We start from the raw sequence: 19,487 nt of genomic DNA, 5'->3' as shown, positions 1-19,487 counted from the left end.
GCCCCTTTTGTTGTTTAAATTAAGTATGGCTCAGTTTTCTTTCAATGGCATCAAATAAGTGACCAGTGATTGAAATGTCATAAGCGGCTTCAATCTCTTTTACACACGTTGGCGCAGTGACATTGATTTCAGTTAAACGGTCGCCAATGATATCTAGACCAACAAAAATAAGGCCTTTTTCTTTTAATGTAGGTGCAACAGCCTCTGCAATTTTACGGTCTGAATCGCTAATTGGGCGTGCTTCACCTCGGCCACCTGCTGCCAAGTTACCGCGCGTTTCGCCATTTTGCGGGATACGCGCTAGGCAATACGGCATTACTTCACCATCAACCACAAGTACGCGTTTATCGCCTTGCTTGATTTCAGGGATATAGTTTTGTGCCATTGCAAAACGGCTACCATGTTCGGTTAATGTTTCGCAGATCACACCAATATTGGCATCATCTTCTTTCACTCTAAAGATAGATGCACCACCCATACCATCCAGCGGTTTTAAAATAATATCTTTATGTTCAGCTAAAAATGCACGAATGTCTGCTTGGCTGCGTGTTACTAAAGTGTCCGGCGTATGTTCGCTAAACCAAGCAGTAAATAGCTTTTCGTTAGCATCACGTAAGCTTTGCGGCTTATTGATTATAAGCGTGCCAGCTTGCTCAGCACGCTCTAAAATATAGGTTGCGTAGATATACTCAGTATCGAAAGGCGGATCTTTACGCATTAAAATAACGTCTAAATCAGCTAAAGCAATGGTGGCTTTTTCTTCTAATTCATACCAGTGATTTACATCATCAAATACACGGGCTTTGGCGGCTGTTGCATAGCCTTGACCTTGGCGAAGAGACAGGTCATCCATTTCCATGTAGTAAATTTCGTAACCGCGCTTTTGCGCTTCCATCATCATTGCAAAGCCAGTGTCTTTTTTAATATTAAAGCCACTAATTGGATCAGAGATTATGCCTAGCTTAATTGCCATATTTTTGCCTTAGAGTCGTATGCCATACTGTGTTTTGTTACTTTGATATATGGGTGTTTTTACGGTTTTCAATTCGCTAAATCGCCAAACTGTAATTGTAATGCGCTTAATACTGTCAGAGCGGCTGTTTCTGTACGCAGAACGCGTGGGCCTAAACGAATATCAACAAAGTGCTGTTGTTTAGCTATATCTATTTCTGCATCGGTAAAGCCACCTTCAGGGCCGACTAAAAAGCGCACCCCTTCGTTTGGTACTTGAATAGTTTTAATGCTGTGCTCAGCACGCGGGTGCAAAGTAAGTTTTAACGCATCACTTGCTTGTTCTAGCCACTCTTTAATATCAATAGGAGGGTGCACAATAGGCACAAAGTTGCGGCCAGATTGTTCTGCGGCGGCAATTGCAATTTTTTGCCATTGTTGATGTTTTTTAGAAAGGCGATCGCCACTTAGTTTTACGCCACAACGTTGGCTAAAAATAGGGGTGATTTCTGTGATACCCAGTTCAACAGATTTTTGAATAGTGAAATCCATTTTATCGCCTCGAGAAATGCCTTGGCCCAAGTGAATTTTTAAGGGCGATTCAACATCATGATCAACAAATTCTTGTGGCTCAACGACGACATTTTTTTTGCTTACTTCAATAATTTCACTGAGGTATTCACCTCCTTCACCATTAAAAATCGAGACCTTGTCACCGACTTGCATACGCAATACGCGGCCAACATGACCTGCGGCATCATCATCAAGTGTTACTGGGGTGTTTAAAGAAATCGCTGAAGGTTGGTAAATATGTGGAACTCGCATGGCTGTCACTTATCAATAAATTTATCAATATGGTAAGTATACAGCGGCTTAGGTGCAATTATTTATTTGTTATTTAAATTCGTCTTTGGCGCTTAAAAGATGTGCGGTGGTTTCGGCAATCTCAGATTGGCAAGAAAGATGGTTAATATGAGCAGCATCTGGGCAAGGTGTAAAGCTAAAGCTATGCCCATCTTGTTGCACTAAATAACGTATTTTGTGCAATGAGTTATAAATAAACTTTTGGGCATCATTCGCCAATTGGTAGTCGGTCTGATTGATCAGTACACCTTGAATATCGTGGTGTTCATGTAAATAGCTGGCAAGTTCTGAGACACTAATTTCATTACTAAAATCGCAGTAGCAATAATCTTTTACTAGTTCATTGAACATAAGTTTAACCATGTGGCGGCTATTAGCGCCAGCCACCACCAAGGTTGAGCCCTCTACGTTTGCAAAGTAGTGTTGTGCAAAATTGCTACTGAACTCATTATCTATATCAACTAATAAATAATTATTAACTTTAAATGGCATAACGCCTCACGGTTCAAGAACTTCCATATCAAATTGAAAACATACTTATTAGTAAATAGCCTATTGCACCGAAAACGGCAAACTCAATACAGGCTATGCCAATGTTATCTTGGTGATCTACTTCTAACGATGTGTCGATATTAGGTAGAGATATATATTTAATAATGTAGCTCAAAATATATAACAATACCCACATTGCACCGCAATGAGATACTAGAGTGAATAAATTTTCTACCATCTTACCACTAATAAATGATGCACTGGCAAGACCAGCATAGCCCGCAAGTGCCAAGCCGATAGACTTACCCGCGTAACGAATGCCAATAGAGGTATTTTCAAGGTTAAAATTACTTTGTAGCGATGCGCCTTGGTTGGCTTTAGCAAATCGATACTCACGGATTTTACTATCAAGGGCAAACATACCTTGCAGCACAAAAAAGCTTACAGTGGCTATCAGTAAGCTGCTATAGCCTTGAGTATGGCACCAGTTATATAGCCCAAGAGCTATAATACAGTTTGCGATTAACATGCCTGAATCGACCAAGGCGGCACACACATTTTGCTTTAGAATGGCTGCTTCTTCATTAAAGCGATGCAATATCCATTTACGATGAATTAAATGGCCTATTTTTATAAAAGCAAACAACAGCACAATGAGTAAAAGTACTTTTAGCGGGTTTGACTGGGCTGCACTTAAGCTAATTTCATCAAATATATAAGCGATAGTGGCTATAACGACCATAATTTCGCTGGCAAAGCTGATCCCCATGGCAAAGTTATCATGTTGCGCAAGCTCTTCTTTAAGCGCTTGTTTTGCTTTGATTTGCGTTAGAATACGTAGCAGTACTATAGTGACGCAAATTACAGCGAAACTAATAGCAATCGCGACTAAACTAGTGTTAGATAGTGATAAATATGACATGCAGGTCCCTGCTAAATAATTCTTTGATAATCATTCTAGTACGGTTATTGGCAAGTTAAAAGAGAGTATTTAATGAGTAATTTACACGCGCTTCCCGAGTCACTTCATCAGTTAGGCCAAACCCGCTTTGCGAGCTTGTATGAGGGGCAAACAGAACAACAAAAAATTATTTACTTGTTGTCTTTAAGTGACTTTGCGTGGAACTGCTTACAATCTCAGCCAGATTTAAAAGAGTGGTTACTTGATGATAAAGAGCTTGCTAACCGCGCAGTTGAACCTCCTCTAAGTAGTACAGAAATCAATGAGCTGGATGACAATGCTGCGATGGCAAAGCTGCGTTTGTATCGAGAAAAATACTGGCTGAAAGTCGCTTTTCTTGATTTGTGCTGTGCAAACCCAATTGCCGATAGCATCGCTTATATTTCTGCGCTTGCAAACCAGCTTATCGATAGTGCCAATCAGTGGGCGTTTGCGCAGGTAGCAAAAGTCAGTGGCATGCCGCTTGATGATGACGGTAATGCAATGCCAATGTTAGTTTTAGGTATGGGGAAACTTGGCGGGGGAGAGCTTAATTACTCATCTGACATAGATTTAATTTTTTCTTACCCTCGTGATGTTGCAACGCAAGGGGGGCGCCGCTCCATTGAAGCCCAGGTGTTTTATACCAAAGTGGCGCAAAAGCTAATTATGGCGCTTAACCAAACTACGGTAAATGGCCAAGTGTTTCGGGTTGATATGCGCCTGCGTCCATTTGGTGAAAGTGGTCCTTTGGTAATGAGTTTTCATGCAATGGAAGATTATTATCAAGAACAAGGACGTGAGTGGGAACGCTACGCCATGCTAAAAGGGCGATTAATTGGCACTGAAAATCAGTATTGGGATGAGTTTTATGAACTGCTACGGCCGTTCGTTTATCGCCGCTATATTGATTTTTCGGTGATTGAATCGCTGCGCAAGATGAAGCAAATGATTGCCCAAGAGGTACGCCGAAAGCGCCTTACAAACAATATCAAATTAGGTGCAGGCGGCATTCGAGAAGTAGAGTTTGTAGTACAAGCACTGCAAATGGTTCGAGGCGGCCGTGAAGCTAACCTACAAACTCAGTCATTACTGGTTGCTTTAAAAGAGCTGGTTAACAACCAAGTGATGTCGAATAAAGAAGCTGAGCTACTAACACAAAACTATTTAGACTTACGTCAAATTGAGCAGTACCTACAGATTTTCGATGATAAGCAAACGCAAACACTCCCTGATGACGAGTTAAACCAGCAACGTTTATGCTATTTGCTCAATAAACATGACTTTAATCAGTGTTTAACTAGCATTGAGCAGATCATGTCTCAAGTCCATGGTGAATTCGAACAAGTGATTGGCTTTGAAAGCGAAACCGCGGATCCGTGTGAAAGTGAGTACATTAGCGCTTGGGAAATGACTGATGTTAGCCTGATGTGTGAGCCGAATCTTGACTGGCAAGCGGCGCTTGAAGATTTTAAAGCGCGCTTAACTAAGGCGAAAATTGGCAGTCGAGGCCGTGATATCCTCGATAAATTAATGCCGCTTTTACTTAAACAGCTAACAGTTACAAAAGCCAGTAGCGATGCTTTTACGATGATTTGCCAGGTGTTGAATAAGATCATCTCACGAACTGCCTACCTAGAGCTTTTATATGAAAACCCTGGAGCCTTAAATCAACTGGTCGCACTTTGCTGTCATAGTAAATGGATTGGTGAACATATCTCTCGATACCCCATTTTACTTGATGAGCTGATCGATCCTCAGGTGCTTTATAAGCCGACGCCTTTATCTGCTTACAAAGATGAAATTAGGCAATACTTCTTGCGAATAGAGCATGGCGACTTAGAGCTGCAAATGGAAGCGCTTCGTCAGTTTAAACAAACGCATCAGTTACGCATTGCTGCAGCCGATGCAACGGGTGTACTGAGTGTGATGAAGGTAAGCGATCACCTTACTGCGCTTGCTGAGGCTATTGTAGAGCAAGCGGTCAATATTGCCTGGCATGCATGTGTTGAGCGCTTTGGTCGGCCAGCGAATACCTCAGATCAAGAAAAGGGCTTTGCGGTTATTGCTTACGGTAAAACGGGGGGCTTTGAAGTTGGTTACGATTCAGACCTAGATCTGGTATTTGTGCATAACCACGATGGCAGCAGTTATACCAATGGTGATAAGTCGATTGATTCGCGTCAGTTTTACTTAAAGCTTGCGCAGCGCTTAATGCATCTATTCAACACGCGAACTGCGTCAGGCATATTGTATGAGCTTGATACTCGTTTACGTCCCGAAGGGGCATCGGGTTTACTGGCCATTAATTTAGAAAGTTACTACCACTATCAGCAAACTCAAGCATGGACCTGGGAACATCAAGCTTTGGTTCGTTCACGTATGATTTATGGGCAAGATTCGTTGAGAGAGCGTTTTGCACAAATCCGCAAAGACGTTTTATGCCAAGCCCGCGATAATGAGAAGCTTAAGACTGATGTCGTTGATATGCGAGAAAAAATGCGTGCTCACCTTGCTAAAGGCAATGATGATCTGTTCGATTTAAAGCAAGATAGAGGCGGTATCACAGACATTGAGTTTATTACGCAGTATCTGGTGCTAAATAATGCAATGCAGCACTCTGAGCTGACGACATGGTCTGATAATGTGCGTATATTAGCTGATGCTGCGCGATTAGGCTGTATTACTGAGCAAATGCAGCAAGAATTAGTGGCTGCGTATATTGCCTATCGTTCACGTTATCATGTGATGAGTTTGAATCAGCAGGGACGTTGTGCGCCACGTGCTGAGTTAATTCAGCACATCGACTTAGTAAGTCAGGCGTGGCAGCAGGTGTTTTAGCTTTTTAAGCGACGGCAGTTTTCGCGCACATAAGCAGAGGGCAGCTCAGTGATAACCGCGGCTCTTTGCTTAAAGCAGAAATAGGTGTAAACCTCATTTTCGAAATCATCGTTGATGGCGCGGCCAACCTGATAAAGGGTTGAGACAAAGTTACTATCAACGCGAAAATGATCTTTTACAACATAGTCTTTGCTTAAATACCAGTACAGTACGATATCTTCGTGACGGGCATAGTCAGACAGCACATCTTTTAGGGTATTGCCATTTTCAAAGCGGCGCGGTTGAATATCACCAGTCCAGTTAGGTGATGAAGGTTCTACGACTTTTTCACGTTCAAAAAGTGCGACATCTAAGCTGGTTTCTGGCGTAGGTAATTTAAGAACGTATTTATCGCGCTCATTATTTTTGTTATTCACTTGGTTACGTAGCGCTGCATAAAAGCGTGATAAACCTTGTGCGGCTGCATTTTTGGTGTCTTTCATGTCCAATACAGGACCACTACCAAATAAAAAGTAAATAGCAGCAGCAATTAAAATAAAAGCTAATGATAAATGCTTAACCCAAAACCACATTTCTAATACTCTTGTTGTTAATTAGCTTAATAAAACCATACAAACAGCAAAATGTCACTCTACTTGTAGTAAGAAGGTGCATTCTTATCTGGGCGAGTTTTAAAGCGACGATGAAGCCACATATACTGCTCAGGCGCTAAATCAATAGCTTGTTCCATACGTTGATTTACGTGGGTAACATCTGCAAGGTTGTCGCCACTTGGGAAGTTTTCAAGTGCAGGTAATACTTCTAGGTGGTAGCGACCCTCTTCATCACGACGACTTGTTAAGCTCACTGTTTCGCAGTTGCGGCTACTTGAAAATAACAGCGTTCCCGTTGTTGTTGCTGCTTCTTTTACTGCATAGAATGGCGCAAATTCGCAGCGGTTACGGCCGTAATCTTGATCTGGCAGATAGTAGCAAACCTTTTTATTTTTAAGCGCTTGCAGTAAGCCTTTAACATCTTTTTTGCCAATTAAGTATTCATTAGAACGAAGACGACCGTTAGTCGTGAAATATTCCATCAAAGGGTTGTTATGCGGTCGATAAAAGCCAATACCTTGGTGTTTTACACCCATAATACGGCTCGCCATTTCTAAGTGTAAAAAGTGTGGCACAAGTAACAGTACACCTTTACCTGATTGCTGAGCTTTTTCAAAGTGTTCTAGGCCTTTAACAGAACCAAACACTTTATTGATTCGCCACTGGGGCCACCACCAAGCCATGCCGGTTTCCATCATTGCAATACCGGTATTTTCCATATTCTTACGAACAAGTTCGCGTTGTTCATGTTCAGGCATATCAGGAAAACATAAACGAATATTTACCTCTGCAATATGGCGACGACGTTTCATAAAACGGTGTACTAAACGGCCAAGCAGTTTTCCAAGCGCTAATTGTAATTTATGTGGTAACCAAGAGATGAGATATAAAAAGAACACGCCAATCCAAGTTAACCAGTAACGAGGGCCTAAAAAAGACGCTTTAAAAGGAGATGAACTAACCACAAAAAAATCTCTAAAAATAAAAAAGCTAGTTTAACTGTATGTCTTTAAAAATACAAAAAAGCCAGCTCGAGGCTGGCTTTACAATAAGGACTTTACAGAAGAAATGCTTAGATTTCTTTTAAACCTTGGTTAATTGCAACAAGGTCTTCGCCAGTTAGTGTACCAGCAGCTTGTTTCAAGCGTAGTGTTGAAACAACATAACGGTAACGAACGTTTGCTAAGTTACTTTTTGCATTGTAAAGGTTCTGCGTGCTGATCAGTACGTCAACGATAGTACGTGTACCAACTTCAAAGCCTGCTTCAGTTGCTTTAAGCGCACTTTCAGCAGAAACAACAGCTTGTTGTAGCGCTTTGTAAGTAGCAATGTCAGACACCACTTGGTTGTACGATGTGATAACCGAGCGAGTTACTGCACGCAAACTTGCTTCTAAATCTTCACTTGCCGCAACATAGAAAGCACGTGCTTGGTCAGTTGCAGCTGTAGTTGCACCACCTGAGTAGATAGGTAGGCTGAAGTTAACACCAATACTTGCACTGTCTTCGCGTGGTTGGTGTGAGTTGCTGTTTAGATCCGTTAGGCTGTCTCCGTATGAAGCGCTTAATGTTAGCTTCGGATAGTGGCCAGCTTTTGCTAAATCGATTTGATCTTTAGCAATATCAACCGTTACTTTTGAAACTTGCAGATTTAAGTTGTTGTCTTTTGCAATATCGATGAATTCAGTTGACTGTTTTTTTGGTGCAACAGTTGAAAACGTTTCAGTATTCAACATGTCTAGTTTCGCGTGATATTTACCCGTGATTTCGCGAAGTTGCTCACGAGCTGTTTCAACACTGTTCTTAGCAACGATTTCTTGTGCTACAGAGTTATCGTACTGAGCTTGCGCTTCGTGTACGTCAGTGATGGCTGTTAAACCTACCGCATAACGCTCTTTCGTTTGTTGTAATTGGCGCTCGATGGCACGTTTTTCTGCTTGAACAAACTCAAGGTTATCGATTGCACTTAGTACGTTGAAGTAACCTTCAGCTACACGAACGATTAAGTCTTGGCGAGCAAAATCATACTGAGCGCTTGCTTGTAATGCTTGCTTGTCAGCAATACCTAGTGAATTCCATGCACCTAAATCAAACAGTGTTTGGCTCAAGCTAATACCACGGCTAAATTCATCAGGCTCGTAGTCATATCCTGTATAACCCGTTGCGTCATTACCTTCATAAAGATCTGATTTGGTTGATTGGTAACCAAGACTTAGACCAATTTGTGGTAATAGAGCACTTAACGCACGATCGCTCTCATAGGCTTGTGCATCTGCTTGGGCTTTTGCTTTAAGTACGGTAGGATCGTTTGCTGTCGCAATTTCGTAAACTTGTAGTAAATCTTCAGCGTAACTAGCTGTTGCAGTCAGTGCGCTTGAAAAACCGATCAGCGCAGCGAGTAGTGTTTTTTTCATTGTTCGTTCAGTCCTTAGACAATTTTGTACTGTGACCATGGTACTCTTTTTTAATGAATAACCAAAAAAAAATTACGTAAATCTGCATGTCCAAGTGTAACAGAATATAATTGGCCGTAACATTTACTTAAAACGCAAAGGAAATAGTGAATGAAAATATCAGCAATCTCACAATTTAATCATGATGACATAGAGTTAAAGCCGATTGAGCGTGTTTATGATGGTTTCTTTAAAATTAATACTTACCGCTTTCATCATGCATTGTTTGCAGGTGGCAAATCAGTAGAAGTTAAACGCGAAATTTTAGAGCGCGGTCATGCTGTTGCTGTACTTCCTTATGACCCTGCAACTGACCAAGTTTTGTTAATCGAACAAATCAGAATCGGGGCGCTCGCATCAAAGCAGTCACCTTGGTTACTTGAGTGTATTGCTGGTATGGCAGATGGCAGTACTGATTACGAAGAGGTTGCAAAGCGCGAAGCGTTCGAAGAAGCCGGTATTGAGCTTAACGAGCTGGAATTTATGATGTCGTATCTTTCAAGCCCCGGCGGCACCACGGAGCGTTTGTATTTATATTTAGCGCGCACTGACTTGGCAGGGTATCAAGGCGGTATTTTTGGCCTTGATAATGAAGATGAAGATATCAAAACCCATGTAATGTCATACGATGAAGCTATGCTGCGCCTAGAACAAGGTGAAATAGATAATGCAGCGACAGTTATCTCATTACAGTGGTTAGCACTGAATAAGCAACGTATACTGTCTGATTGGAAAAACTCATAGGGGATTATTTTGTCGTACGTCAGTGCCCAGCAGCGTTATATTCAAAGTTTACCTAAGTACTTAACTTTATGTGAGCATAACTACGTGCGTGCGCTCAAACTATTACCTAATGAGCGCCGTGTCGGTCAGGAGCGTAAGGTGCAATTAGGGCATAGCACTTTTGCGGTTAAAGTCGACGATACAGCAAAATACACCACAGATATTTCTATCAAACAAGAAGCCGGTCATTTACCTTCGGTTAAGCCTTTGTACTTAACTGTGCGTATGTATCATGATGCGAAAGTCGCTGAAATTGTGCATCATGATTTTCATCAGCGCATCAAGCCTTCGTATGCTTACCCGAATCCGAATATGCATCAAAAAGATGAAAAATATCAGCTTAACGCCTTCTTATATGACTGGCTGGTGGCTTGTGTTGAAAACGGCCGAGCAGTTTTAAATTGGGATGTAAATAATGGCTTGGTTTAGTAACGCCTACCATTTTGAGAAAACAGCACTGAAAGTTGCCCATATCACTGATTGCCACTTATCAAAAGACACCCGTGGTGAATACTTTAGCGTGAATACGGCAGCGTATTTTGGGCGCTGTTTACAGGCTATTGCTGAGCTCGATTTAGATTGTGTGGTATTTGGTGGTGATTTGACACAAGATCACAGCACGGAGTCTTACCAGCTTTTTGCTAAGTTAATAGCAGACTCAGCGCTGAGTTGTCCGGTGTTTTGGTTGCCGGGTAATCATGATGAACTTGCCGAATATAAAAAGCTTACAAGCTCGCAAATTTTAAACAATAAACGCATTACCTTTTTAGGTGGACAGCTGCTGTTGGCAAACTCAAAAGGCCCGACGCCAGCAGGTTGGGTAACACAAACGCATTTAGATGAATTCAGCCAAGCGGTAGGGCAGGTACCTAGCGTGGTGTTTTGTCATCATAACCCGTTACCTATTCAAGCCTACTTAGATAAGCATATGCTAGAAAATGGCCCGCAGTTTTTAAATACCTGTGTTAATACTGAGCTGTGTGTGGGGGTATTTCATGGTCATGTGCATCATGAGTACACGCAAACCTACCGTAATCTTAGTGTGTATGCGACACCTGCCAGCTCAATACAGTTTACCAAACACACGATGGCGTGGCAGCAAGAGGATTTGGGCCCCGCATTTCGACTCATCGACTTAAAAATTGATGCGCAACAAAACTTACGGTTAAGCACGGAAGTAGTATGGCTAAACGAGTAATTTATATTCATGGCTTTAATAGCTCAGAGAAGTCTTATAAAGCAGTTCGTTTTGGTGAGCACATGGCGCAATTTGATGTCGATTATCAGGTGCCGCGATTAACTCATGAGCCATTACATGCAATTTTACAATTAGAACAACTGCTAAATGATGATACTGTATTACTAGGTAGTTCATTAGGCGGTTTTTATGCGACCTATTTGTCGCAACGTTATTCGATACCCGCGGTGATCATTAACCCTGCGGTTCGCCCATTTGAGTTACTCGATAACTATTTAGGGGAAAACTATAACCCGTATCAAGACAGTCACTATGAACTTGGTACTCGTCACATGGATGCATTGCGCAGTTTATATTTGCCGCAATTAGACACCCCTTCATTGATTTATTTGCTACAGCAAACGGGCGATGAAGTACTGCCGTTTCAGCAGGCGGTTAAATATTATTCTCAGTGTAAGCAACACGTTGAATTTGGAGGCGATCATAGTTTTATCGGCTTCGAACAAACCTTTGCAAGTATTGTAGATTTTCTTAAAATCACGTAAAACATAGCTAAGCGCATAAAAGATATAAAAACTATGAGTCAGCAAAATTATAACGCCGAAGCAATTGAAGTCTTAAACGGATTAGAACCCGTAAAACGCCGCCCAGGTATGTATACCGACACGGTTCGACCTAATCATTTAGGTCAAGAGGTTATCGATAACAGTGTCGATGAAGCAATGGCAGGCCATGCCACTAAAATAGATGTCATCCTTCACGAAGATAACTCCCTTGAAGTTATCGATGATGGCCGTGGTATGCCGATTGATATTCACCCTGAAGAAGGTATTCCGGGTGTGGAACTTATTTTTACCAAGTTGCATGCCGGTGGTAAGTTCTCTAATAAAAATTATCAGTTTTCGGGTGGTTTACACGGGGTAGGTATTTCGGTTGTAAATGCGCTATCGACTCGTGTTGAAGTCACTGTGCGCCGTGATGCGCAGCAATTTCGTATGGCCTTTGAAAACGGTGACAAGGTTGAAGACCTAAACGTCATTGGCACTGTGGGTAAGCGTAACACAGGTACAACCGTGCGTTTTTGGCCTGATGCGAGCTATTTTGACTCAGCTAACTTTTCTATCACTAAGCTTAATCACTTATTAAAAGCCAAAGCGGTATTGTGCCCAGGCCTGCGCATTAAGTTTACTAACAAGCAAACTAAAGAAAGCCAAGAATGGTATTACGAAACTGGCTTAAAAGATTACCTAGTTGAAGCTGTTAAAGGCTTTGAAGTATTACCAAAAGAGCCATTCATTGGTGAGTTTTCAAGTTCAACAGAAGGCGCTGACTGGGCTGTTGTTTGGCTACCTGAAGGCGGTGAATCAATTGCTGAAAGTTATGTAAACTTAATACCTACTGCGCAAGGTGGTACACACGTTAATGGTTTACGCCAAGGCTTGCTTGAAGCAATGCGTGAATTCTGCGAATTCAGAAACTTATTACCACGTGGTGTAAAGCTAACGCCAGATGATATTTGGGAGCGCTGTAGCTACGTATTATCGGTTAAAATGCAAGACCCACAATTTGCTGGCCAAACAAAAGAAAAGCTTTCATCTCGCTCATGTGCTGCGTTTGTATCTGGTGTGGTTAAAGATTCATTTAGTTTATGGTTAAACGAGCATACAGAAACTGCAGAATTATTAGCAGAGTTATGTATCTCAAATGCGCAGCGCCGTTTACGTGCTGCGAAAAAAGTCGTGCGTAAGCGTGTTACCTCAGGCCCTGCATTACCGGGTAAATTAACTGACTGTAGCGCCCAAGATAATGACCGTACTGAACTGTTTTTAGTAGAGGGTGACTCAGCGGGTGGTTCAGCAAAACAAGCGCGTGACCGTGAATTCCAAGCCATTATGCCGCTGCGTGGTAAAATCTTAAATACCTGGGAAGTTGAATCTGGGCAGATTTTAGCATCGCAAGAGGTGCATGATATTTCTGTCGCTTTGGGTATTGACCCTGATTCAAGTGATTTATCTGGCCTGCGTTATAACAAAATATGTATCTTGGCCGATGCTGACTCGGATGGATTACACATTGCTACCTTGCTTTGTGCGCTGTTTGTTCGTCACTTTCGATCGCTTATCAAACAAGGCCATGTGTATGTAGCGATGCCGCCGCTATTTCGTATCGACATTGGTAAAGAGGTTTACTACGCCCTTGATGAAGATGAAAAGAACGGTATTTTAGCGCGCATTGAAGCTGAGAAAAAACGCGGTAAGGTTAATGTTCAACGCTTCAAAGGTTTAGGTGAAATGAACCCGTTACAATTACGCGAAACCACCATGGATCCTAATACGCGTCGTTTAGTGCAATTAACCTTAGACGAAGAAGAGCAAACCATGGAAATGATGGATATGCTACTTGCGAAGAAACGTTCGTCAGACCGCCGCCAATGGTTAGAAGATCACGGTAACCGCGCAGAAGTTTAATAATAGGTGTAGCAACCTAGTTGCTAGCAAAGAATTAAAGGGCAAGACAAAAATGAAAAAACTACTGACCTCATTACTATCGCTGAGCTTGTTATCAGCGCCTGTAATGGCAAAAGATATTCTTGATAAGTTAACAGTTGCCGATGGCTTTTCTATTAGCCTGTTTGCCGATGATGTTGAAAATGCGCGTCAAATTGCGGTATCAAAAAGAGGTATTGTTTACGCAGGCTCGCGTAAAGCAGGCAATGTTTATGCACTGATTGACCACAACAGTGATGGTGTCGCAGATAAAAAGATTGTCATTGCCACAGGCCTTGAAATGCCATCAGGTTTAGCGATTAAAGATGGTGATTTATATGTGGCTGAAGTGTCACGTATCATTCGTTTTAAAGATGTAGATAAACATTTAAAAGATCCTAAATTCGACGTGGTATACGACAAGTTTCCAACTGATCGTCACCATGGTTGGAAGTTTATTAGTTTTGCGCCAACTGGTGAGCTAATTGTGCCTGTGGGTGTACCATGTAACATTTGTGCTGAAGACGACAAGTATGGTCGTATCTTCTCGTTAGATGTTGATACAAAAGAAATTAAAACAATTGCCAAAGGCGTTCGTAATTCAGTTGGTTTTGATTATCACCCTACAACGAATGCATTTTGGTTTAGTGATAACGGCCGTGACATGATGGGCGATGACATGCCACCATGTGAAATTAACCGTGTTGGTGAAGGTGAAGAGGGCGCGCATTATGGTTTCCCTTATGTTCACGCTGGTGCGATTTTAGATCCTGAGTTTGGCAAAGGTAAAAGTATTGCTGACTACAAATCGCCAGCCCTGGCACTAGGTGCTCATGTTGCTCCTCTAGGTATTCATTTTTATAACGGTAAGCAGTTTCCTGCTAAATACAAAGAGCAGCTTTTTGTTGCTGAGCATGGTTCGTGGAACCGTAGTAAAAAATCAGGCTATAAAGTGATGCTAGCGAATGTTGAACAAGGTCGTATTACTAAGTACACCCCGTTCATCACAGGCTTTATGCAAAACGAAGAAACATTTGGTCGCCCGGTTGCATTTGCAGAGCTTGCAGATGGCAGCTTATTGATCTCAGACGACTTTGCTAATGTGATCTATCGCGTTAGTGCTAAGAAAAAATAGGTAAGCGTTAATGAGTGATACAGATACCTTGCTGATGCAAGGCATAGAACAACAAACAATGGGGCGCTTTACTGAAGACGCCTACTTAAACTACTCAATGTACGTCATTATGGATCGTGCCTTACCTCATGTAGGTGACGGTCTTAAGCCTGTACAGCGTCGTATCATCTATGCAATGAGCGAACTGGGGTTATCGGCGCAAGCAAAATATAAAAAATCAGCCCGTACCGTGGGTGATGTACTGGGTAAATACCACCCTCATGGTGATAGTGCTTGTTACGAAGCGATGGTGTTAATGGCGCAGCCGTTTTCTTACCGCTACCCGCTGGTGGACGGTCAAGGTAACTGGGGTGCTGCAGATGATCCTAAGTCATTTGCTGCAATGCGTTACACCGAAGCGCGTTTATCTAAGTTCTCAGAAGTTCTACTAAAAGAATTGGGTCAAGGCACTGTCGATTGGACCGCAAACTTTGACGGTACACTTGATGAGCCAATGGTATTACCTGCGCGTTTACCGCACATCTTACTGAATGGTGTAACCGGTATTGCGGTAGGTATGGCAACCGATATTCCACCACATAATGTGCGTGAAGTTGCTAGTGCCTGTTGTTTATTACTTGATAAGCCAAAAACTGAAATCGAAGAGTTGCTTGAGTTAGTACATGCGCCTGACTACCCAACAGAAGCTGAGATCATCACACCGAAAGACGATATTCGTAAGATTTATCAAACCGGGCGTGGTTCTATCAAGATGCGTGCAATTTACACTGAAGAGCAAGGTGACATAGTGATCACCGCGCTGCCTCATCAGTGTTCAGGTGCTAAAGTGCTTGAGCAAATTGCAGCGCAGATGAATGCTAAAAAGTTACCGATGGTTGCCGATTTACGTGACGAATCTGATCACGAAAATCCAACCCGTATCGTGATTGTACCGCGTTCTAACCGCATTAAAGCTGAGCCGTTAATGGCACACCTATTTGCAACCACAGACTTAGAAAAGAACTACCGCGTAAACTTAAATATGCTTGGCCTTGATGGTCGTCCGCAAGTTAAAGATTTACGTAGCATCTTAACTGAGTGGTTAACGTTCCGCCGTGAAACAGTTCGCCGTCGCTTACAGTACCGTTTAGATAAAGTGTTAGCTCGCCTGCATATTTTAGAAGGTTTATTAACGGCCTTTTTAAACATTGATGAAGTCATCGAAATCATCCGTACTGAAGATAAGCCAAAGCCTGTATTAATGGAGCGCTTTGGTATTACTGATATTCAAGCGGAAGCGATTTTAGAGTTAAAACTACGTCATTTAGCAAAACTTGAAGAGTTCAAGATTAAAGGTGAGCAAGATGAGCTTGCCCTTGAGCGTGACAAGTTAGAGCAAACGCTTGGTTCAGAGCGTCGTATGTCGACCTTGATGAAAAAAGAAATCCAAGAAGCGGCTGAAATGTATGGCGATGATCGTCGCTCACCAGTTGTTGAACGTGTTGAAGCGAAAGCGCTAAGTGAAAAAGACCTTATCCCTTCAGAGTCAGTGACCGTTGTGTTATCTGAAAAAGGTTGGGCACGTGTTGGTAAAGGTCATGATTTAGATGTTGAAGGGCTAAGTTATAAGTCAGGCGACAGCTATAAAGCCTCAGCGCGAGGTAAGAGTAACCAGCCTGCAGTGTTTTTAGACTCAAGTGGTCGTGCTTTTGCTACTGATGCACACAGTTTACCTTCAGCTCGTAGCCAAGGTGAGCCAATGACAGGGCGCTTTAACTTAAGCGCAGGCGCAAATTTTGAGCATGTGGTGATGGCAGAAGACAACCAAGTGTTGTTAATGGCCTCAGATGCAGGCTATGGCTTTATAAGTGACTTTAAAGATCTGGTGAGTAAGAACAAAAACGGTAAAGCGCTGGTCAGTGTCCCTAAAGGTGGTGAATTACTCACACCAATTAGAGTAACTGACGTAGCAACAGATTACTGTATGGCAATTTCTAATGAAGGCCGCATGTTGTTATTCCCACTGCGTGATTTACCTAAACTTAGTAAGGGTAAAGGAAATAAGATTATTTCTATCCCAAGTGCGAAAGTACAAGCCCGTGAAGAGTTTGTAAAAGTGCTCGCTGTGGTGCCTGCAGGCAGTAGCGTAACCCTGCATGCAGGTAAACGAAAACTGACACTTAAACCGGCTGATCTTGAGCATTATCATGGTGAACGTGGCAGACGAGGTAACAAATTACCTCGAGGCTTACAGCGTGTTGATGAAGCTGTAGTCGAAGTGATTCAAACAGATGATAGTGATGAGTCCCCAAGCGAAGTAACAGAGTAAAAAATAAAAGGCCTGCAATTGCAGGCCTTTTATTGTGTTAGTTTGCAACGACTCTCATTGAAACCGGTCTAGAAAAGTTAAGGTATTGACCATTATCAGCTTTTACATCTTGTAAATCTTGATGGCTGGTACTTTCATTAAAACGAGCTGTATGTCGATAAGATAGGTTCGGCCAGTCAGAAAGAATAACAGACACTCCTGGCGCTGCTTTAACGTAGACAGGATGTTTATTGATATAAGCAGGTAGTCTGTAGTTTGAGCGCTCATTTGCTTTTAAGCAGTATTCACTCTGATCTAACAAGCTAACAATACAACCTAATGGCTCTTTTGAGCTAAATACTCGCATAGAACGCGGCTTAGAGAAATCTAAGTACCGGCCATTTCTTGCTAAAACATTTTTTAGTTTGTTATTTTCAACGGTGCCATTAAAAGTCGCAATACGGTTATAAGACAAGTTTGTGTAATCAGATAACATTACTTGTAAACCTTGTGGCGCTTTCACATATACGGGCTTTCGATTGATAAAAGCAGGGAGGTAGCTTGCTTTTTGTCCATCTTCAAGACAAAACTCCTCTTTAGTTTCAATATTTACAATACAGGCTTTTGGCTTTTCAAATGTCGTAACCACTGACGTTGCTAAATTCTCTTTAGCAGGCTCGAGGGTTTTTGATGCGAGTAAGTTTGAGTCACAGCGGATCGTTGCACTAACAGGGTTTAGCGCTGCTTCAATATTGATATGAAACTTGTTCATTTTATCTGTATTTAAACGCGTGGCTGGTAAATTAAATGTTTTTCTGCCTGCTTTTTCTGTTTCAACGGCAAGTTTACAACGTGAATTTGAAAAGTTGTCAGTGTATACGGCACCTGAAGAGCCATGTAAGGCTGGGTAAATAAAACTTGTTAACTGTTTATTTGGATCGTAATAACCAACTAACGTTGTGATTGCTACGTCTTGTTTATAGGGAACTCTATTCACATACTGCATGGTATTTGTATCTAACACTTTATTTGTCCAGGGTTGCATCGATTGAGTGTTAGAGTTCCACTTAGTAAACCCGGTACTTGAGCTAGTGTCAAAATTAGCTTTTTTCTCGAAGAAGCTTTGGATACGACTTAATTCAAACGGGGTATGTAAGGTGTATTTGTTGAATTCATAATACATAGGGCCGCCACCTGACATAGAGCCAGTTCCATATTGATGGCCATTAAATGGAGCGACACAGGTTTCTTTATAGCAACGGTCTTTATAAGTTACTGAAGCCGCAAAGTTAGGTATAAATTTATCTAAATCAGCATCCCAGCCCCAGGTCGAATTACGCTCATCAGCAGGACGATGTAATACGCCATTTACACCGCCAGGATAATGTCCCATACCATAGTTATGGCCTAACTCATGACTGAACTCATTACCCTCAGAACGAATTAACGTAACCATGCCAGCGCCACCAGATAAGCCATGCACAAAAGTACCATTGTCATACTTACCTATAGAAGTGTGTGCAGTTAATTGTGCACTACTAAATGGATGCGCAGTTGAGCCTGATACACCTGAGGCATTAATCCCATAATTAGCATTGTTGATGCCATGTGACATCAAGCTCTTAGCAATAAGGTGACGCATATCGCCACTATAAACACCGCCTCTGCTCGGATCTGAGTCTGTTAATAAATTACCATTTGGCAGCATCACTTCTGTAAGGTGCATCGCCTCGAATTTATTAACCGTTAGCTTAGTGATCGGAACTTGTTGGAAATACTGGCGATGTAAATCAGGATTCTTTTGAAAAGTAAATTTATCGCGGTACGGAGTCAATAAACCAAGATCGATAGTATTCAGTATTAAATTTCCGTTACCACCGACAGTGATGTCTTCTAGCTCACTTTGTTTATTGCCAAACTGAAAAGAAACCCGCATGCCCGGTTTTATTACAGTCGCAGGTATAATGCTTGAAAATGTGTCTTCGCTATAGCTAAGTGGCTCTGTACCTTCCTCATAACCAAACGGTTTTGTGAACTCCTTTGGTGAGCGCATAAATGCTTGATAAAGTAGGCTGTTATTATTATCAAATACACTTATTAAAATTTTTGCATCATTACTCAATTTATCATGTGGTTCAAACATGATCATTGTTCTTCGCTCTGCTACCAAGTGAGGTTGAATGTCATCTTCGACACCATTGTGTGATGGCATAATTGAGTTTTGTGCAAAAAGCACTGTGGCAGGGAAGTTTCCTGTTGTATCACTATAAAACTCATTTTGATTAAATGTATTCTCATCTGCACTATAGACTGCTGATGTATGAGATATAGCGAGAGAACAGAGTAAAGCTATGGCTATCGGTGATTTTTTCATTAGCGCTTACCTTTGAGTATTGTTTTTTTAGGGTAGGGGTATCTAACTTGTCACGTTAGCACTGAAAGAAAAGTAACACTTTAAGAGTCTT

16 protein-coding genes are annotated in these 19,487 nt (G+C 41.8%); 8 read left to right on the top strand and 8 right to left on the bottom strand.

Annotation, left to right across the window (positions count from 1 at the left end):
* Positions 1–19 precede the first annotated feature (19 nt).
* From gshB to KQP93_RS14145, 4 genes are all read right to left on the bottom strand, one after another.
* Positions 20–973 carry a glutathione synthase gene (gene gshB / locus KQP93_RS14160; RefSeq protein WP_217874939.1) on the bottom strand — a complete coding sequence of 318 codons (954 nt, stop codon included), beginning with the start codon at positions 971–973 and terminating at the stop codon, positions 20–22.
* Positions 974–1,041: 68 nt separating this feature from the next.
* Complete coding sequence (gene rsmE / locus KQP93_RS14155; protein WP_217874938.1) at positions 1,042–1,776, bottom strand: 16S rRNA (uracil(1498)-N(3))-methyltransferase; 735 nt, start codon at positions 1,774–1,776, stop codon at positions 1,042–1,044.
* 69 nt (positions 1,777–1,845) lie between these two features.
* Complete coding sequence (locus KQP93_RS14150) at positions 1,846–2,307, bottom strand: hypothetical protein (RefSeq protein ID WP_217874937.1); 462 nt, start codon at positions 2,305–2,307, stop codon at positions 1,846–1,848.
* Between the two features lie 28 nt (positions 2,308–2,335).
* Positions 2,336–3,229 (bottom strand): DUF350 domain-containing protein, encoded by an 894-nt coding sequence (locus KQP93_RS14145; protein WP_054562733.1) that lies wholly within the window; start codon positions 3,227–3,229, stop codon positions 2,336–2,338.
* A 72-nt stretch (positions 3,230–3,301) separates the two neighbouring features.
* On the opposite strand from KQP93_RS14145, the gene glnE reads away from it, so the two are divergent.
* A complete protein-coding gene (gene glnE / locus KQP93_RS14140; protein ID WP_217874936.1) occupies positions 3,302–6,088 on the top strand; it encodes a bifunctional [glutamate--ammonia ligase]-adenylyl-L-tyrosine phosphorylase/[glutamate--ammonia-ligase] adenylyltransferase in 2,787 nt (928 codons plus the stop codon).
* Here glnE and KQP93_RS14135 read toward each other — a convergent pair.
* The 3 genes from KQP93_RS14135 to tolC form a co-directional block, all read right to left on the bottom strand.
* The gene (locus KQP93_RS14135; RefSeq protein WP_217874935.1) at positions 6,085–6,660 is read right to left on the bottom strand and encodes a TcpQ domain-containing protein; all 576 of its coding nucleotides are present in this window, start codon (positions 6,658–6,660) and stop codon (positions 6,085–6,087) included. The genes glnE and KQP93_RS14135 overlap by 4 nt on opposite strands.
* 59 nt (positions 6,661–6,719) lie before the next feature.
* Positions 6,720–7,646 carry an LpxL/LpxP family Kdo(2)-lipid IV(A) lauroyl/palmitoleoyl acyltransferase gene (lpxL, locus tag KQP93_RS14130; RefSeq protein WP_217874934.1) on the bottom strand — a complete coding sequence of 309 codons (927 nt, stop codon included), beginning with the start codon at positions 7,644–7,646 and terminating at the stop codon, positions 6,720–6,722.
* Positions 7,647–7,753: 107 nt separating this feature from the next.
* On the bottom strand, positions 7,754–9,094 hold the full coding sequence (gene tolC, locus KQP93_RS14125) for an outer membrane channel protein TolC (protein ID WP_217874933.1): 1,341 nt from the start codon (positions 9,092–9,094) through the stop codon (positions 7,754–7,756).
* 150 nt (positions 9,095–9,244) lie between these two features.
* On the opposite strand from tolC, the gene KQP93_RS14120 reads away from it, so the two are divergent.
* Genes KQP93_RS14120 through parC form a run of 7 tightly spaced genes read left to right on the top strand, consistent with a single transcriptional unit; the run spans position 9,245 to position 17,043 of the window.
* Positions 9,245–9,877: an NUDIX domain-containing protein gene (locus KQP93_RS14120; RefSeq protein WP_217874932.1), complete on the top strand. Its 633-nt coding sequence runs from the start codon at positions 9,245–9,247 to the stop codon at positions 9,875–9,877.
* Positions 9,878–9,886: 9 nt separating this feature from the next.
* Positions 9,887–10,345 carry a DUF1249 domain-containing protein gene (locus KQP93_RS14115; RefSeq protein ID WP_217874931.1) on the top strand — a complete coding sequence of 153 codons (459 nt, stop codon included), beginning with the start codon at positions 9,887–9,889 and terminating at the stop codon, positions 10,343–10,345.
* A complete protein-coding gene (locus tag KQP93_RS14110; RefSeq protein ID WP_217874929.1) occupies positions 10,332–11,114 on the top strand; it encodes a metallophosphoesterase in 783 nt (260 codons plus the stop codon). Before KQP93_RS14115 ends, KQP93_RS14110 begins: the two co-directional genes overlap by 14 nt.
* Positions 11,099–11,659: a YqiA/YcfP family alpha/beta fold hydrolase gene (locus tag KQP93_RS14105; protein WP_217874927.1), complete on the top strand. Its 561-nt coding sequence runs from the start codon at positions 11,099–11,101 to the stop codon at positions 11,657–11,659. Before KQP93_RS14110 ends, KQP93_RS14105 begins: the two co-directional genes overlap by 16 nt.
* A gap of 33 nt (positions 11,660–11,692) precedes the next feature.
* On the top strand, positions 11,693–13,582 hold the full coding sequence (gene parE / locus KQP93_RS14100) for a DNA topoisomerase IV subunit B (RefSeq protein WP_217874926.1): 1,890 nt from the start codon (positions 11,693–11,695) through the stop codon (positions 13,580–13,582).
* Between the two features lie 52 nt (positions 13,583–13,634).
* On the top strand, positions 13,635–14,735 hold the full coding sequence (locus KQP93_RS14095) for a PQQ-dependent sugar dehydrogenase (protein ID WP_217874924.1): 1,101 nt from the start codon (positions 13,635–13,637) through the stop codon (positions 14,733–14,735).
* A 10-nt stretch (positions 14,736–14,745) separates the two neighbouring features.
* The gene (gene parC / locus KQP93_RS14090; protein ID WP_217874922.1) at positions 14,746–17,043 is read left to right on the top strand and encodes a DNA topoisomerase IV subunit A; all 2,298 of its coding nucleotides are present in this window, start codon (positions 14,746–14,748) and stop codon (positions 17,041–17,043) included.
* A 37-nt stretch (positions 17,044–17,080) separates the two neighbouring features.
* Here parC and KQP93_RS14085 read toward each other — a convergent pair whose 3' ends face one another.
* Complete coding sequence (locus KQP93_RS14085) at positions 17,081–19,396, bottom strand: M66 family metalloprotease (RefSeq protein WP_217874921.1); 2,316 nt, start codon at positions 19,394–19,396, stop codon at positions 17,081–17,083.
* Positions 19,397–19,487: the final 91 nt, after the last annotated feature.

It is taken from the genome of Pseudoalteromonas shioyasakiensis (assembly GCF_019134595.1).
GTDB lineage: Bacteria > Pseudomonadota > Gammaproteobacteria > Enterobacterales > Alteromonadaceae > Pseudoalteromonas > Pseudoalteromonas shioyasakiensis_A.
Note: the sequence above shows the minus strand (reverse complement) of the source record. Positions and strands in the feature narration are given on the sequence as shown.

Coding starts and splice junctions, on each gene's coding strand:
- gshB (WP_217874939.1), bottom strand. CDS start 973: ATGGCAATTAAGCTAGGCATAATCTCTGATCCAATTAGTGGCTTTAAT.
- rsmE (WP_217874938.1), bottom strand. CDS start 1,776: ATGCGAGTTCCACATATTTACCAACCTTCAGCGATTTCTTTAAACACC.
- KQP93_RS14150 (WP_217874937.1), bottom strand. CDS start 2,307: ATGCCATTTAAAGTTAATAATTATTTATTAGTTGATATAGATAATGAG.
- KQP93_RS14145 (WP_054562733.1), bottom strand. CDS start 3,229: ATGTCATATTTATCACTATCTAACACTAGTTTAGTCGCGATTGCTATT.
- glnE (WP_217874936.1), top strand. CDS start 3,302: ATGAGTAATTTACACGCGCTTCCCGAGTCACTTCATCAGTTAGGCCAA.
- KQP93_RS14135 (WP_217874935.1), bottom strand. CDS start 6,660: ATGTGGTTTTGGGTTAAGCATTTATCATTAGCTTTTATTTTAATTGCT.
- tolC (WP_217874933.1), bottom strand. CDS start 9,094: ATGAAAAAAACACTACTCGCTGCGCTGATCGGTTTTTCAAGCGCACTG.
- KQP93_RS14120 (WP_217874932.1), top strand. CDS start 9,245: ATGAAAATATCAGCAATCTCACAATTTAATCATGATGACATAGAGTTA.
- KQP93_RS14110 (WP_217874929.1), top strand. CDS start 10,332: ATGGCTTGGTTTAGTAACGCCTACCATTTTGAGAAAACAGCACTGAAA.
- KQP93_RS14105 (WP_217874927.1), top strand. CDS start 11,099: ATGGCTAAACGAGTAATTTATATTCATGGCTTTAATAGCTCAGAGAAG.
- parE (WP_217874926.1), top strand. CDS start 11,693: ATGAGTCAGCAAAATTATAACGCCGAAGCAATTGAAGTCTTAAACGGA.
- KQP93_RS14095 (WP_217874924.1), top strand. CDS start 13,635: ATGAAAAAACTACTGACCTCATTACTATCGCTGAGCTTGTTATCAGCG.
- parC (WP_217874922.1), top strand. CDS start 14,746: ATGAGTGATACAGATACCTTGCTGATGCAAGGCATAGAACAACAAACA.
- KQP93_RS14085 (WP_217874921.1), bottom strand. CDS start 19,396: ATGAAAAAATCACCGATAGCCATAGCTTTACTCTGTTCTCTCGCTATA.